The 15,698-nt window shown below is 69.3% G+C and carries 10 protein-coding genes; all 10 read right to left on the reverse strand.

All coding sequences use genetic code 11. From position 1 onward, the window contains the following. Nucleotides 1-77: 77 nt before the first annotated feature. Entirely contained in the window at nt 78-1,781 is a 1,704-nt protein-coding gene (sppA, locus tag AB0B96_RS16085; protein WP_362899290.1) for a signal peptide peptidase SppA, read from the reverse strand. Between the two features lie 134 nt (nt 1,782-1,915). Then, entirely contained in the window at nt 1,916-4,000 is a 2,085-nt protein-coding gene (locus tag AB0B96_RS16090) for a S8 family serine peptidase (RefSeq protein ID WP_362899292.1), read from the reverse strand. 229 nt (nt 4,001-4,229) lie between these two features. Beyond that, nucleotides 4,230-5,831 carry a glycosyl hydrolase family 18 protein gene (locus AB0B96_RS16095; protein WP_362899294.1) on the reverse strand — a complete coding sequence of 534 codons (1,602 nt, stop codon included), beginning with the start codon at nt 5,829-5,831 and terminating at the stop codon, nt 4,230-4,232. 254 nt (nt 5,832-6,085) lie between these two features. Then, nucleotides 6,086-8,386 (reverse strand): 1,4-alpha-glucan branching protein GlgB, encoded by a 2,301-nt coding sequence (gene glgB / locus AB0B96_RS16100; protein ID WP_362899296.1) that lies wholly within the window; start codon nt 8,384-8,386, stop codon nt 6,086-6,088. Nucleotides 8,387-8,675: 289 nt separating this feature from the next. Continuing rightward, entirely contained in the window at nt 8,676-9,917 is a 1,242-nt protein-coding gene (locus AB0B96_RS16105) for a copper amine oxidase (RefSeq protein ID WP_362899298.1), read from the reverse strand. Nucleotides 9,918-9,920: 3 nt separating this feature from the next. Next, a complete protein-coding gene (locus tag AB0B96_RS16110) occupies nt 9,921-10,595 on the reverse strand; it encodes a hypothetical protein (RefSeq protein ID WP_362899300.1) in 675 nt (224 codons plus the stop codon). A gap of 93 nt (nt 10,596-10,688) precedes the next feature. After that, nucleotides 10,689-12,194 carry a M6 family metalloprotease domain-containing protein gene (locus AB0B96_RS16115; RefSeq protein ID WP_362899302.1) on the reverse strand — a complete coding sequence of 502 codons (1,506 nt, stop codon included), beginning with the start codon at nt 12,192-12,194 and terminating at the stop codon, nt 10,689-10,691. Nucleotides 12,195-12,336: 142 nt separating this feature from the next. After that, nucleotides 12,337-13,707 (reverse strand): PHB depolymerase family esterase, encoded by a 1,371-nt coding sequence (locus AB0B96_RS16120; protein ID WP_362899303.1) that lies wholly within the window; start codon nt 13,705-13,707, stop codon nt 12,337-12,339. A gap of 310 nt (nt 13,708-14,017) precedes the next feature. After that, nucleotides 14,018-14,785: an SDR family oxidoreductase gene (locus AB0B96_RS16125; protein ID WP_362899304.1), complete on the reverse strand. Its 768-nt coding sequence runs from the start codon at nt 14,783-14,785 to the stop codon at nt 14,018-14,020. 135 nt (nt 14,786-14,920) lie between these two features. Continuing rightward, nucleotides 14,921-15,697 carry a 2OG-Fe(II) oxygenase gene (locus AB0B96_RS16130; RefSeq protein WP_362899305.1) on the reverse strand — a complete coding sequence of 259 codons (777 nt, stop codon included), beginning with the start codon at nt 15,695-15,697 and terminating at the stop codon, nt 14,921-14,923. Between the last annotated feature and the right edge of the window lies 1 nt (nt 15,698).

Raw genomic sequence — 15,698 nt, forward strand, 5'->3', positions numbered from 1 at the left:
CGCTCTTTTCTCACGGGTTCCGTACACGTGAGAGCCGCCCCGGTCGACCGGGACGGCTCTCACGTGTACGACGAAGGTCAGCGGATCGTCCAGGTGCCCGGCAGGATGAGCGGGCCGTACGAGGGCAGGCCCAGCTCGCCGGCGAGGTGGGCGAGGGGGCCCCACGACTCCAGGCGGACCTTGGCCAGGGCGGCGGCCTTGTCCTCGCTGGACTCCGCGGGGCGCAGCCGCTCCAGGGGGTTGAGCTTGGGGTAGACGCGTACGGGGGCGTCGACGGCGAGGCCCGCCTTCTTGCGGGCGATGGCGAGGGCGTCCTCCAGGCCGCCGAGCTCGTCGACGAGGCCGCCCTCCAGGGCGTCGGCACCGGTCCAGACCCGGCCCTTGGCCAGCTCGTGGGCGCGCTCGCGCGACAGGCCGCGTCCCTCGGCGACCTTGTTCACGAAGTCGTCGTAGACCCGGTCGAGCCAGGCGTTGATCCGCGCCCACTGCGCCTCGGAGAAGGCGTTGGTGGGGGAGAACATCCCGGAGTTGGCGCCCTCGCCGACGGTCTCGGAGGTGACGCCGATCTTCTCCAGCAGCCCGCCGATGACCGCCTTGCCGCCGAACACGCCGATGGAGCCGGTGAGCGTGCCCGGCTGGGCCACGATGACGTCGGCGGCCATCGAGACCATGTAGCCGCCGGAGGCGGCCAGATCGCCCATCGAGATGATGATGGGCTTGCCCGCCTTGCGGGTGAGCACGACCTCGCGCCAGATGGCGTCGGAGGCGGTGTACGAGCCGCCGGGGCTGTCGACCCTGAAGACGACGGCCTTGACATGGTCGTCGTTGCGGGCCGCGCGCAGGGCGGCGCAGATGGTGTCGGAGCCCATCGCGCCACCGCCGCCCAGCGGGCTGCGACCGCTGCGGCCGAGCCGGATCGCGCCGTTGCCGCGGACGAGTGCGACGACCTGCTCGCCGGGGTGCGGGAGCTTCTTCGCGGACAGCGACTTGGCGTAGCGGCCGACGTACAGCAGAAGCGCGCCGTCGCCGACGGACTGCTTGACCTCGTCGTAGACCTCGTCGCGGTAGGCCAGTCGGTCGACGAGCTTGGCCTCGACGGCCTCGGCGCCGATGAACGGGCCCTGGTCGATCAGCTCGCGTACCTTGGCCGGCTCCAGGCCGCGTCCCTCGGCGATGCCCGCCACGACCTGTTCGGTGATCGACTCGGTGATGCGGCTCATCGACTCGCGGTGGGCCTCGGTCATGTGGTCCTGGGTGAAGGTGTTGGCGGCCGTCTTGTACTCGTGCCGCTGGCCGATCTGGTACTCCACGCCGATCTTGCCCAGGGCGCCCCGCAGGAAGCGCTGCTCCATCGCGACACCGGTCAGCCCGACGTCACCGGAGGGCTGGAGGTAGACCCGCTCGAAGGCGCTGCCCAGGTAGTAGGGGACGGTGCCCCCGCCGATCTCGCCGAAGGTCTCGGCGAACGCGACGGTCAGTTTGCCCGAGGCCCGGAAGTGGATCACAGCCTGGCGGAGCTCCTGGACGATCGCGAGGCCCAGCGGCTGGGTGCCGATCTTGACGATCAGTGCCCTGACCCGGTCGTCCTTCCTGGCGCGCTTGAGCCCGGCGAGCACGTCGGTGAGGCTCGTCTTGCGCATCGCCATGATGGCGCTCAGCGGGTCGGCCGGAGGACTGCCGTCTGTCAGGCCCTCGGTGAGGTCGAGCTCAAGGATCAGGGGAGCGGTACGCCGCTGCTTGAACCGTTCGACACTATCGATGATCACCTTGGTCGCGTCCATGCTCCTCACCCTAAGCGACACATACCGGGCTTATGCGGCTCGGCGGGTTCTCACCCGTTTTCCGGCACAAGCGAGCCCCGTAGTCCGCGTGCCTTCCGGCTTTACGCGGGCTACGGGGCTACACGGCCGCCGGGCTACGCGGCTCGGCGGGCGTTCACCTGCTTCTTGAGCATCGTGGTGGACGCGGCGGGGGAGGAGCCCTTCAGGCGTGCCTTCTCGACCGAGGTGAGGACCGTCTTCAGCGTGGCCGTCTCCTTGATCTTCGCGGTGAAGTTCACGCCGCCGTTCGCCCAGTTCAGCCAGGCGGCGAGCAGCTCGCTCTCCAGCTTGGCCTTCGCCGTCTTCTTGGCGGGCTTGAGCACCTTGTACGCGCCGCCCAGGGTGGAGGCGGGCGTGACCTCGGAGAAGACCTTGCTCGCCTTGGCCACCAGGCCGAGGTAGCAGCTCACCGTCGCGTCCTTGATCTTGCCCTTGCCCCGGGTGACCTCAACCGCCCACTGCGCGGCGCTCAGCGTCTTGGTGGACTTGCCACGCGTGCACACCGTGGCCGTCGCCGGCGGGGGGACGGTCACGGTGACGGTGACCGTCACCGTGGGCAGCGGGACCGGCGTCGGCACCGGGTCGGTCGGCGGGGCCGGCGGAGGGGGAGCGGAGCTGGGCCCGGGACTGGGTTCGGGGCTGGGCTCCGGGCTCGGGTCGGTGCCGGTCTCCGGGCCGGGGTCGTCGCTGGGGACCTCGGGGCCGGGGGGAGTGACGGGGGCACCCGGGGTGCCTCCGGCGATCGCGGCGTTCAGGTCGAGGCGGGGGGTGGTCACGCCGCCGTAGGTGACCTGCCGGCCCGCGGTCTTCAGCGCTGCCTCCAGCGCGTCCGGGGCGCCGGGGGTCTTCTGGGCCATCAGCGCCATGGCACCGGTGACGAACGGGGTGGACATCGAGGTCCCGCTGTAGACCTGGTGGCCGCCGCCCGGCACCGCGGACTCGATCTCCAGGCCGGGGGCGAAGAGGTCGAGCACGGAGCCGTAGTTGGACCAGTAGGGAACGGTGTCGTCGTCGCCCGTCGCGCCCACCGTCACCGGGGCGGAGAAGCAGCCGGGAGCCCCGGCGCCGGGCACGCCCTCGTTGCCGGCGGCGGCCACGACGGCCACGCCCTTGGCGCGCAGGTCGTCGATGCGGCTCTTCATCGCGGCCAGGTCCGGTTCGGCGTCACAGGTTCCCTCGTACAGGCCGCCGCCGAGGCTGAGGTTCACCGCGGCGATGTTCCTGCCGCCGTCCTTGAGCTTCGCGACGTGCTCCAGGGCGAGCAGGAGCGTGGACTCGAACGCGCTCAGGCAGACCCCGCCCTCGTCGTCGCAGTCGTTGAACCTGCTGAAGACCTGGATCGCCACGATGTCCGCCTCGGGCGCGACGGCGTGGGCGATCCCCGCCACGTGGGTGCCGTGGTCGCACAGGTTGACGCCCTCGTGGACGCAGGCGGGGGTGTTCGCGTCGGCGGATCCGGGGTCGTTCGTCTGCCCGTTGGGGCACAGGGACTGCGCGCCCTCGTCCGTCGCGGAGAAGCACGCCTGCTCCACGACCTTGCCCCCGAAGTCGGGGTGGCCGGCGTCGATCCCGGTGTCGATGATCGCGATCGTCTGGCCCGCGCCCTTGGTCCCGGTGGCGTGCGCCTTGTCCGCGCCGATCACCTGCAGACTCGTGGCGAGCGAGCCGGAACTCAGCGAGCCCAGCGCGGTGGGGGAGTAGACGCGGTCGCGGCGGATGGAGAGGACGCGCGGGTCCTCGGCGAGCTTCGCGAGCGACTCGCCGGTGCCCTCGACCACGATGAACGAGGTGTCCGCAGGTTCGAGGACGACCTCGGCGTCGGGCAGCTGCCGTGCCTCCCCGGCGACCGGGGCCGCCTCGGCGGGGGCCGCCAGCTCGACGATGACCCGGGCGCCGTCGGTGTCGGAGGCGAGCCCCTCCTCCAGTTTCGGCTGCGGGGGCGTCGCGTCGGCGGGGGGTGAGATCGGTGTGTCTGCGGGGGTCTCCTGACCGCCCGTCCCCTCGGCTCCGTCGCCCGTCTCCCCTGCTCCGGCCTCGGCTCCGGATCCGTCGCCCGGGGCCACGGGTGGGCTCTCGCTCGCGGAGGCCGTCGGGGGCGCCGGTACTTCTTCGGCGAGGGCGGGTATGGCGGGCGAGAGGGTGAAGACCAACGCCATGGCCACGACAGCTCGAAGTCGCACGCGTCCTCCGGGGGGATCAAAAGGGCGTTTCGGAGTCTAAGCAGCCGTATGCGCCAAGTGAATACTTTGCCCCAGATTTGGAGGATCTTCGGAGAAAAGCTCTGCCCCCGCGGCGTGACGCGCACGGAAGGCCGATCGGTCCCTGCGGCGTGACGCGCCGGGGGACCGAGTGGAGAAAAGCTCGGCCCCCCGCGGCGTAACGCGCTCGGAGGGCCGAGTGGTCGAAATATTACTTGAGGCCGTTGGAGATCGCGGTGATCAGCTCACCGTTGGTGGTGTCGCCGCTGGTCTCCCAGAAGAACGCCCCGCCCAGACCCTGGTTCTTGGCGTAGGTCATCTTCCCGGTGATGGTGGAGGGGGTGTCGTAGCTCCACCAGTTGCCGTTGCAGAAGGCGTAGGCGGTGCCGCCGACGGTGCCGGTGGGCGGGCACTTGGTCTTGAGGACCTTGTAGTCCTCGATCCCCGCCTCGTAGGTGCCCTGGGCCGCGCCGGTGGCGGAGCCGCCGGGAGCCGCCTGGGTCACGCCGGTCCAGCCGCGGCCGTAGAAGCCGATGCCCAGCAGCAGCTTGCTCGCCGGGATGCCCTTGGCCTTGAACTTCTGGATCGCCGCGTCGGAGTTGAACCCGGCCTGCGGGATGCCGGTGTAGGAGGTGAGCGGCGAGTGCGGAGCCGTCGGGCCCTGCGGGTTGAACGCGCCGAAGTAGTCGTACGTCATCGGCATGAGCCAGTTCAGGTTGTTGATCGCGCCGGCGTAGTCGGCGGCGTCGATCTTGCCGCCGTTGGAGCCGTCGGCCGTGGTCGCCGCGGTGACGAGGGCGTTGGCGCCGAACTTGGTGCGCAGCGCGGAGATGATGTTCTTGAAGGCGTTCGGGCCGCTGTTGTCACAGGTGAGGCCGCAGGCGTTGGGGTACTCCCAGTCGATGTCGATGCCGTCGAACACGTCGGCCCAGCGCGGGTCCTCGACCAGGTTGTAGCAGGAGTCGGCGAACGCGGCCGGGTTCTGCGCGGCCTGGGTGAAGCCGCCGGACCAGGTCCAGCCGCCGAAGGACCAGATGACCTTGATGTTCGGGTACGCCTTCTTCAGCTTGCGGAGCTGGTTGAAGCTGCCGCGCAGCGGCTGGTCCCAGGTGTCGGCGACGCCGTCGACGCTGTCGGCCGCGGTGTAGGCCTTCTCGTAGTCGGCGTAGGAGTCACCGATGGTGCACCGGCCGCCGGTGGTGTTGCCGAAGGCGTACAGGATGTGGGTGAGCTTCGACGCGGAGCCGCTCGTGACCAGGTTCTTCACGTGGTAGTTGCGGGCGTAGACGCCCCACTGGGTGAAGTATCCGACGATCTTCTTGCCGCCGGGGGGAGGCGGGGTGGGGGTGACCGTCGGGGTGGGGGTCGGGGTCGGCGTGGGGGTGACCGTCGGCGTCGGGGTGGGGGTCGGCGAGGGGCCGGTGCCGTTGCAGGTGGCGCCGTTGAGCTTGCAGTTCAGCACGCTGGTGATCCCGCCGGGCGCGCCGTTGAAACCGAAGCTCGTCGAGGCGCCCGCGGCGAGCGCGCCGTTCCACGACTTGTTGACGAAGGTGTAGTGGTTGCCGCTCTTCGTCAGGTCGGCGTCCCAGGACGTGGTGATCGAGGTCCCGGCGGGGAGGTCGAACTCGACCTTCCAGCTGGTCAGCGCGCTGGTCCCGGCTTGCACGACGACCTTGCCCTCGAAGCCTGATCCCCAGTTCGAGGTCGTCGTGTAGGTGGCGGTGGCGGGTGTGGCGGCCGTCGCGGTGCCGATCCCCAGGGGAACCAGCAGCGCCGCCGCCGCGATGAAGGAGCCGATGGTAATTCGTCGCAAGGGTCGCTCCAGGTCAGAGAGTGCCGAGTCCCCGTATTCATAGGAAAGTTTCCTATTAATTACCAGAGCGTAGGTTCTCGTACGCCGACGGTCAATGCCTTGTTCGTTGATATAAGGCCGATTTAAGGTTTTCGGCCGAACGGGCTGCGGCGAGGGTGCCGGAAGCATAGAGCGCGAAAACGGGCCGGTCGCGCGAATCGCGCGACCGGCCCGTTCTCACCTGGTCTGTTGGGCTCTGCGGAGGGGGAGTTCGGTCAGGCCGGTTCGGCCTCCCGGCGCTCCTCGGGTCCCTCGGGCTCGGTGGCCTCGGCCGCCTCCCGTACGACCTCAAGCCGCTCCCGTGTGATCTCCTCCTCGGCGGCCTGGACGATCTCCTCCGCGCGCTGGTCCGCGGCGGGTTCGAGCGCGCCGGGGTGGCGCAGCCAGAGGGCACCCAGCGGCGGGACGCGCATCGTGGCCGAGTACGGGAGACCGTGGCGCGGCTCCTCGGTGGCCTGGACGGCGCCGAGGTTGCCCACGCCGCTGCCCGCGTAGTCGTAGGCGTCGGTGTTGAGCACCTCCTCCCACGCGCCGGGGAAGGGCAGCCCGAGGCGGTAGTCGTCGTGCGGCGCGCCGGAGAAGTTGGCCACGCACGCCACCACCGAGCCGTCCTCGGCGTAGCGCAGGAAGGAGAAGACGTTGCCCAGCGCGTCGTCGGCGTCGATCCAGCGGAAGCCGTCGGGGGAGGCGTCCACGCTCCACAGGGCCGGAGACTCCTTGTAGACCCGGTTCAGGTCGCGCACCAGCCGCTGCACCCCCTTGTGCCCGTCGAAGTCGAGCACCCACCAGTCGAGCCCGCGCTCCTCCGACCACTCCGACCCCTGGCCGAACTCGCCGCCCATGAACAGCAGCTGCTTGCCGGGATGGGCCCACATGAAGGCGAACATCGCCCGCAGGTTCGCGAACCGCTGCCACTCGTCGCCGGGCATCTTGCCGAGCAGCGACCCCTTGCCGTGCACCACCTCGTCGTGCGAGAGCGGCAGCACGAAGTTCTCCGAGTACGCGTACATCAGCGAGAACGTCATCTGGTGGTGGTGGTACTGGCGGAAGACCGGCTCGTGCTTGAGGTACGCGAGCGTGTCGTGCATCCAGCCCATGTTCCACTTGAACCCGAAGCCGAGCCCGCCCAGGTGCACGGGACGGGAGACGCCCGGCCAGGCGGTCGACTCCTCGGCGACGGTGACGATGCCCGGCGCCTCCCGGTAGGCGACCGCGTTCATCTCCTTGAGGAACGCGACCGCGTCGAGGTTCTCCCTGCCGCCGTACTCGTTGGGCGTCCACTCGCCCTCGCGCCGCGAGTAGTCGAGGTAGAGCATCGAGGCGACCGCGTCGACGCGCAGCCCGTCGATGTGGAACTCGCGCAGCCAGTACACGGCGTTGGCGACGAGGAAGTTGCGCACCTCCCGGCGGCCGAAGTCGAAGATGTAGGTGCCCCACTCGGGGTGCTCGCCCCGCGCGGGGTCGGCGTGCTCGTACAGCGGGGTGCCGTCGAACCTGGCCAGCGCCCAGTCGTCCATCGGGAAGTGCGCGGGCACCCAGTCGACCAGCACCCCGATGCCCGCCTCGTGCAGGGCGTCGACGAGGTGGCGGAAGTCGTCGGGGGTGCCGAAACGAGAGGTCGGGGCGTAGTAGGAGGTCACCTGGTAACCCCAGGAGCCGCCGAACGGATGCTCGGCGACCGGCATCAGCTCCACGTGCGTGAACCCCATGTCCACCACGTAGTCGACCAGCTCGACGGCGAGCTCGCGGTAGGACAGGCCGGGGCGCCAGGAGCCGAGGTGCACCTCGTAGACGCTCATCGCCTCCCGCAGGGCGTTGCCCTCCGCGCGGCGCCGCATCCACTCGTCGTCCCGCCAGGCGTAGTCCGACTTCTCGATCACCGACGCGGTCGCGGGGGGCAGCTCGGTGCGCCGGGCCATCGGGTCGGCCTTGGCCCGCCAGACCCCGTCCACACCAAGGATGCTGAACTTGTAGCGGTCGCCGGGGCCGAGACCGGGGACGAACAGCTCCCACACGCCCGACCCGCCGAGCGAGCGCATGGGGTACGCGGCGCCGTCCCAGTGGTTGAAGTCGCCGATGACCCGCACCCCGCGGGCGTTGGGCGCCCAGACGGCGAAGGCCGTGCCGTCCACGTCCTCGTGCCGCATCACCCGCGCGCCGAGGACCTCCCAGAGCCGCTCGTGGCGTCCCTCGCCGATGAGGTGCAGGTCCATCTCGCCCAGGGTCGGCCAGTGCCGGTAGGGATCGGTGGTCTCGTACGGCTCGGCGCCGGCGTAGGCGATCCGGAGGCGGTAGTCGGGGATCTTGTCGACTCCGGGCAGGGTGACCGCGAACACGCCGTGGGCGACGTGCTTCATGTCGTGGGCCTTGCCGTCCACGAGTGCCTGGACCCGCTGCGCCATGGGGCGCAGCGTCCGGATCGTCACGCCCTCGGGACCCAGGTGCGACCCGAGGATCGAGTGCGGATCATGATGTGCTCCGCCCGCGAGCCGGTCCAGGTCCAAGTGCGCGCTCATGGCTTTACTCCCGTAGATCGATAGCCCCTACCTTGCCCTACTCGGGTGACCGAACCCATGCCCATGTCCGCTATCACCATGCGTATTGGGAAACGCGCGGAGCCAAAGGAGGGGAAAGTCACGATTGTCGGTCATGTGGGGCCATCACAACGCTGTGCGCCGACCGTATCCGATCATCGGCGGCGGCGTCCCGGTTGAACCCGGCCGATTCCGATGATCACATCACCCAACACCGCCCGGTGCCGCCCTGTGCGGTCAAAAGCTGCATAAAGTAGCAGAAAACAGCAGGTCAGTGCGGGTTTTTGGCGGTGACGTCGCGGGGGGTGATCCGGAACCCCTGCCAGTGGCTCGGCATGGGGTCGGCGTCCTCGTCGCGGGGGACGTGGTGGTAGCCGACGTTGACCCACAGGACCGGATCGGTGAGCCGCTCCCCGTTGGTGTAGCGGTCGACGGACAGGGCGCACCCGGGAGACGGGTTGACCGTCGCGAGGCGCTCGCAGGAGCGGTAGTCGGTGACGTAGAGATCGGCCCGGGTGAAGGCCTCATCGGCGGGACCCCGGTACTGGGCGGTGTCGGAGTTGTTGATCTCCCAGGAGACGCGGTGCCCGTCGGCGTTGCGCACCTTCCTGTCGACCACCCGCCACCAGCGCATCGGTCTGCTGACGGCCTTGGCCTCCGTCCCGAACACCGTCCGCTGGATCTTGCGGGTCGCGGTGCCGGAGCCGCCGAAGTCGTACTGCTCCACGACGTCGTCCGCCCGGCCCGCCACGTCGAAGTCCAGGCGCCAGAAGATGTTGTGGGTGTGGTTCGCCTCGAACCCGGTGGCGCCCACCCCGATGGGCCAGCCGTGCTCGGGCGTGGTGGTGAACCCGGCGAGCGACCCCGTGGCCCCCACGCGCGGGGTGATCGCGCCGTCGTCGGAGAAGGCCCACTCGGCGAGGTAGGTGTACCAGCCGACCTGGAAGGCGGCGAAGACCACCAGGTCACGCCCCTGGGCCGTCATGTTCAGCTGATCGGGCACCGCCTTGAGGTACGCGTGGCCGCGCGCCCTCGTCGTCACGCAGACGAACTGCTCGCGACGCTCGCCGAGCGGGCAGTCCGCGGCCCGCAGCGGAATGGCGGCATATCCCAGCGAGCCGATGTCGTGGTAGCGGGGCCTGCCCCTGTCGTACGGCACGTGGATCTGGGCGAGCGAGGTGCTGCGCAGCACGGCGATCGGCCGATGGCCTCTCGGGGTGTAGACGACCCCGGTCAGGGTGAGGCCCTCGACGTTGCGCATCTCCCAGCAGAGCTGCCAGCGCGCCCCGTTGGGCAGGGTCTTGTCGACGCGGTACGGCGCGTTGCAGGGGGCCGCGGGAGGTTGCGCGCCGGTTCCCGTCGCCGCCGGCGCCGTCTGCGGGCCGGGGGACGGCGCCGCGCCGGAGGAGGTGAGCCGTGGTGGCAGCGGCGGTATGGGGGCTCTCGGCGCGGAGGGCGGCGCGGCGAGCCCTCCGGCGAGCAGGGCGCAGGAAAGGGTGAGGCGGAGGAACACGGATTACCACTCCAGGGTGTGGATCTTCTTGGCGGACAGGTCGACGACCATCCGGCTGGTGTCCAGCCAGGTGCCGTCGGGCAACCGGACGAACAGCCGCAGGCACCGGTGGACGTCGCACTCCTTGGCGGACCCGCGCTCGCCGTACGGGGTGAAGATCAGCCCGCGCAGCCCCAGCTCCGCCGCCGACCTCAGCGGTCCGCCCCCCGCCTTGGTGTACGCCTCGCGCACGGTCTTGCCGTATCCCGGGTGGGCGAGCAGGAGGGCGGCGGCCGTCGTCTCCTCCTCCTGCGACGGCGGTGGCTGCACCCCCCGCGCCACGGTCTCCCGTATGACCTCGCCCCGGCCGAGGTCGACGGTCCGCACGATGAGCCTGTCGCTGCCGTAGTCGTAGAGGTACGCGTCGGCGCGGCGCCGGTCGGAGGCGTCCTTGTCGTCGTCGCGCTCCACGTAGAGCAGCTTGATCCGGCCGGCGGCCATGTGCGACCTGGATCCCGCCGACGCGATCGTGGTGGCCTTGGCGACCTCCTGGCCGGTGAGCGGGTCCTCCCGCGCGGGCGCTCGCAGGGCGGCCCCCGCGGCCTGCGACCCCTGCTCGCCGGAGACGAACAGCGCCGCCCCGGCGACGACGGCCACCCCCGCTCCCGCGACCGCCATCACCATCAGTCTTCGCCCCATGAGCACCTTCTTTACTCACCGTTGACTTTTCCTTGCGAAGAGTAGCGATCGGTGAGTGTCCCGGCGGGTCCAAAGGCGTATTGCACTTTTGGTTTACGTTGTTGGTTTTTGGGAGCTTTCGTCCGTTTTCAGGGCCGCGACGGGCCATGTGGTCACTGAGTCGGTCACTGAGTCGGTCTTGGAGTCACTCGGCCATGAGGCGACGACGACGTCGATCGTCATCTCGTCGTCGCCCGGTGTGCCGGAGACCTCGACGGTCACGCCCGTCCACCCGCCCTCGGGCAGGTTCAGCGCCGGTGAGGTGTCCCCGCCGATTCTCGCGTTGCCCAGCGAGGGGTACAGGTCGTTCGCGTCGCCCCGGTTGCCCAGGCTGCCCGGCCTGGCGAGCTGGCGCAGACCGTCGGCCTGCATCAGCTCGATCGCGAGGCGCCGCTCGTCGTCGACGTTGGGAACGGACTCGTCCACCACGTAGACGGCGACGCCCTGATCGGGCAGGAACTCGTCCTGACCTCGCCGGCGGCGGTACTCCACGACGACGTACTGCGTGCTCGTCATCGTCCGGTCGTTGTGGACGACGACGAAGTCGCCGCCCTCGGCTGCCGGTCGCAGCGTGATGCCGCGGGTGGTCTCGGTGACCAGGCGCGGGGTGACCCAGTCGTGGAACATGCGCAGCATGCCGGTCGGGAAGACGGGCGTGACGCCCCCGTTGCCCCACGACCCCGCCGCCATCAGGCAGAAGTTGCCCAGCCCGTGCGACTTGACGCCGGTCTGCGCCCGGTCGGTGTCGTAGTAGTCGGCCCAGCGCGCGGCCAGGTGCCCCCACTCGTGGGCGCAGACGCCGACGTTGCAGTCCTCGGGAACGGTGAGGAAGGTGCTCACCTGGAGGCCGGGCCCGACCGTGATCGGCTGATCGCCGACGGTCCACTTCAGGCTCCAGATGAACCGCAGCCCGGCGGCGTCGGAGAAGGTCTCGGCGCCGGGACCGGCGTGCACGACGAAGAGCGCGGTGACCCGGTTCTCGCCGAGCGCGTCGTAGGAGGGGTCGAAGACGACGCCCGCCTCCAGGGCGGCGAGCACGGCGTCGCGCGCCATGCCCTGGGCGTTGCGCGGGAAGTTGCGCTCGTCCATCCCCGACTTGTCGTTGGCGTAGAAGGCGAGCGTCCGCGGCAGCCGGAACCAGCCGAACACCTCACCCTGCACGTCGATGCCCCGCCCTTCGGGGTCGCCGTCGAAGCCGCTCACCTTCCGGTAGAAGTCGCGCATGCTGCCCGGCTGGGTGCCGAACAGCAGCTGTTCGAAGTGCGCCGCGTCGTGGGCGGGGTCGTGCGGCCGGTCGTCGAAGTCGACGAGCAGCACCAGGGTTCTGACGACGCCCCTGAGCTTCCTGGGCGGCCGGCTGATCAGGCTCGCGTCGGGATCCTGCGGGGTGGCGCTGCCGTCGTCCAGGCCCGCCGCGCGCGGCCCGCGACGCTCGGAGCGCCACACCGCGTAGTAGTCCTCGAACGTGAGGTGCTCGGGCAGGATCCCGGCGGTCCTCAGTTCGTGGAAGCGTGCCTCCAGCCTGTCCAGCGCGTCCGGCGCCAGCGGAACGAGATGCATGGTGTCCCCCCATCGTCCGTTCTTGCGGCGAAGGTAGGGCTCGTGGAGGTTCGTGTCGTGAGTAATCCCCTACTCAACCGGTGACCGGTACGACATCGGCTGCCTCCGGGGTCCGGAGGCAGCCGATGTCGTGTTCCCGAGGTCAGCTACAGGTCGAGCCGTTCAGGGTGAAGGAGCCGGGGGCGGCGTTGGTGCCGCTGTAGGCGCCGTTGAAGCCGATTCCGGCGGACTGCCCGGGGCTCAGGGTGCCGTTGTAGGAGGCGTTGCGGCCGGTCACGACCTGTCCGGACTGCGACCAGGTGGCGCTCCAGCCCTGGGTGACCTGCTGGTTGCCGGGGAAGGTGAACTTCAGCTCCCAGCCGTTGATCGTCGAGGTGCCGGTGTTGGTGACGGTCAGGTTGGCGGTGAAGCCGGTGTTCCAGCTGTTGGCGCTGTAGGTCACCTGGCAGGAGGCACCGCCGGGCGTCGGCGTCGGCGTCGGCGTGGGGGTGGGGGTGGGCGTCGGGGTCGGAGTAGGCGTGGGCGTCGGGGTGGGGGTCGGGGACGGGCCCGAGGTGTTCAGGCCGAAGAACTGGATCGCCGACTCGGCCATCCCGCCCTGCGGCAGGCTGTGCCCGACACCCGGCAGGCTGTAGGCCTCGACCTTGACGGTGCCGGTGGAGTCGGCGTAGCGGCTGCGGTTCCAGCCCTGCCGGGGGGTGTCGGTGGAGGTCGGCGTCTGGCTCAGACCGTGGACGTTGGTCCACTGCTTGACCGCCTCGCCCAGGTTCGGATAGCGCAGGGTGGAGTCCTCGGTGCCGTGCCACAGCTGGACGCGGGGCCGGGCGCCGGTGTAGCCGGGGTAGGCGGCCCGTACGAGGTTGCCCCACTGCTCGGGGGTTCTCACGATCGTGCCGTTGGCGCACTCGCTGTTCCATCCGGAGGTGCTGGCGAAGCAGCCGAAGGGCACTCCCATGAAGGCCGCCCCGGCCTTGAACACGTCCGGGTACAGGCCCAGCATGACCTCCGTCATCATCGCGCCCGAGGAGGCGCCGGTCACGTAGACCCGGGAGGGGTCGCCGTTGTGACGCTGCTGGACGTAGTTCACCATCGACATCAGCCCGACCGGGTCGCTCCCGCCGCCGCGCCTGAGCGCCTCGGAGGAGGAGACGTCGAAGCAGTTCCCGCTGCGGGTGGCCGACGGGTAGATCACGATGAACCCGTACTGGTCGGCGAGCGAGGCGAACTGCGTGCCGGAGTAGAAGGCGGGGCCGGAGCCGGTGCAGTAGTGCACCGCGAGCAGGATGGCGGGACGGGGCGCCACCCGGTCCGGGACGTAGAGGTGCATCCGCAGGTTGCTCGGGTTCGTCCCGAAGCCGGTGACCTCCACCAGGGAGGCGGAGGACGCGGGCGAGGTGGTGAGCGCGAAGCCGAGCAGGAGGGGAAGGACCGCGCACGCCATTCGCAGTGCCGTCCTCAGCCGACTCCTCCCCGGTCCCCGGTCGGTCCGGCGTGGAACATCGCTGTCGGACATCGTCGATCTCCTTTCGGCCGTGGCCGATCGCCGGAGCCCCCTGACCTTCGCGGCCCCGGCGTTCGACGTCTCACGCTTGTCGCCGAAAGTTAAATTTGTTAGCCGAAATTTTCAATCACAGGATGGGGGTGCGGGTTCGCGTCCGGCGTACGCCCTCCTTTCCACGGCGGTTTCTCGCAGGTGAGAAACACCTTTGGTGGCGAAAGCGGTACGGATGCCCTCACCCCCTTCGATGAAAGTTTCCATCCTCCCTGGCTCCCGGGCATGTTCCGGGTGGTGCGCGGAGGACTCGGGCCCAACGGGGCGGTGCTCAGCCGGGCGCGGATTTCCACGGGCTTCCGGCGACGAGCCCGCCGTCGACGCGGATGCTCGTCCCGGAGATGAAGGACCCGGCGTCCGAGGCGAGCAGCAGGCACGCCCCGACCAGTTCCGAGGGCATCCCCGGCCTGCGCAGCGGGCAGCGCTCCAGGATCCAGGAGGCGCGGTCGGCGTCCTCCCAGAGGGGCCGGGACAGCGAGGTCATCAGGAACCCGGGGGATATGCAGTTCGCCCTGATGTTGTATCGGGCCCATTCGATGCACATCGTCTTGGTCACCTGCGCGAGGGCGGCCTTGTTCGCGCCGTAGACGGAGACGCCTTCGAGCCCGATCTCCGTGTTGATCGACGTGACATTGATAATGGAGCCGCCCCCTGTCGTCCGCATGACGAGCATCGCCTCGCGGGCGAGGAAATACGCCGCCTTCAGATTCACATCGGAAATCTCGGTCCACAGTTCGGGGGTGACGTTCGCTATGGGCTCTCTGGTGTTGATGGCGGCGGCGTTCACCAGCACGTCGAGGGTGCCGAATTCTTTCCGCGCCGCGTCCGCGAGTTTCTTGGGGGCACGCGGGTCCCGCAGATCGGCCGCCGCCACCGCGAATTCCACCTTCCCCGCCTCCAACAGGGATATGAGATCCGCGCAGCGCTCCACACTGACATCGCTGACGATGACACGTGCCCCCGCCGCGGCGAGTCCCGCGGTCAGCCATCCTCCGACCCCGCCACCGGCTCCCGTGATCAGGGCGACTTTGCCGCTCATGTCGAACAGGCTGGCTGGAGCCAGATCGTCCAGGCTCCATGAATTATTCTGATCGTGCGCCGACATCGTTGCGGAAAGGCCGTGATGACTGTTATACATGAATTGCCCATCGATTGGTGCCGTGGCTTCATGAGGTCAGCTCCAGAGGCGCAGGATATCCGACGTCTGCTCCCTCCCCAAGAATCCTGAAATGCTGACACGCCGCCCCTGTGTCGTCTCTTTCACCGCATGGAGTCGTGTTGATCTGATGATGACCAGGTCGCCGACGCCTGGCTTTATGGTGATGTCAGGTGAAGGCAGGCTTTCTACATCGAAGCCATACGTCCCTGACATGGAGGGGATATTTCGAGATTTGATCCCTTCGAAGGTCAGGTCCCAGACATGTAGTTCTCCGCCGTTCTCCGGGGCCTCCAGATACAGGTTCACCCCGAACTGTTCCGTGAACCGGAACCTGCCGCGGAGGGTCGGGCCGGCCTCGCCGATGATGTCGAAGTGCGGCAACGCGGACATTCCCGCCTCCCAGCTTCTCATCATTCCGAAGACGAGGGGCCGGTCATGATATTTCAGGAGGCCCGCGCCGCCCGGCCAGATCTCGTCGATCTCCGCCCTGAACACGTCCGCCGGATTCGCGAAGGGAAGAAACGCCTCCCTGAGCGAGCGCAGGACCGCCCGGGACCGCCTCAGGTATTCCTCCGAGCCGTCTGCCTCACCGCTCACGGTCTCGGAGAAGGCTTTGACCTGGCTTCTGTATATTCTCTGGAGCGAACTCTCCAGGACCGATGGGATCGCATTCAACCGGGCGTGTTCGCATATCCGGTCCGATACGTAGGAAGGCACTTGCAGGGCCAGCACGGCCGGATCGCTCAGGAGGTCCTCCAGGGATCGCTCCAGTGAGTGCGATCTGATCAACAAG

The sequence above is a fragment of the Streptosporangium sp. NPDC049046 genome, from assembly GCF_040649155.1.
Classification (GTDB): Bacteria; Actinomycetota; Actinomycetes; order Streptosporangiales; family Streptosporangiaceae; genus Streptosporangium.

What these genes read in the sequence shown, in the direction of transcription:
- sppA (WP_362899290.1), bottom strand. Translation starts at nt 1,781, where the DNA reads ATGGACGCGACCAAGGTGATCATCGATAGTGTCGAACGGTTCAAGCAG.
- glgB (WP_362899296.1), bottom strand. Translation starts at nt 8,386, where the DNA reads ATGAGCGCGCACTTGGACCTGGACCGGCTCGCGGGCGGAGCACATCAT.
- AB0B96_RS16110 (WP_362899300.1), bottom strand. Translation starts at nt 10,595, where the DNA reads ATGGGGCGAAGACTGATGGTGATGGCGGTCGCGGGAGCGGGGGTGGCC.
- AB0B96_RS16115 (WP_362899302.1), bottom strand. Translation starts at nt 12,194, where the DNA reads ATGCATCTCGTTCCGCTGGCGCCGGACGCGCTGGACAGGCTGGAGGCA.
- AB0B96_RS16120 (WP_362899303.1), bottom strand. Translation starts at nt 13,707, where the DNA reads ATGTCCGACAGCGATGTTCCACGCCGGACCGACCGGGGACCGGGGAGG.
- AB0B96_RS16125 (WP_362899304.1), bottom strand. Translation starts at nt 14,785, where the DNA reads ATGAGCGGCAAAGTCGCCCTGATCACGGGAGCCGGTGGCGGGGTCGGA.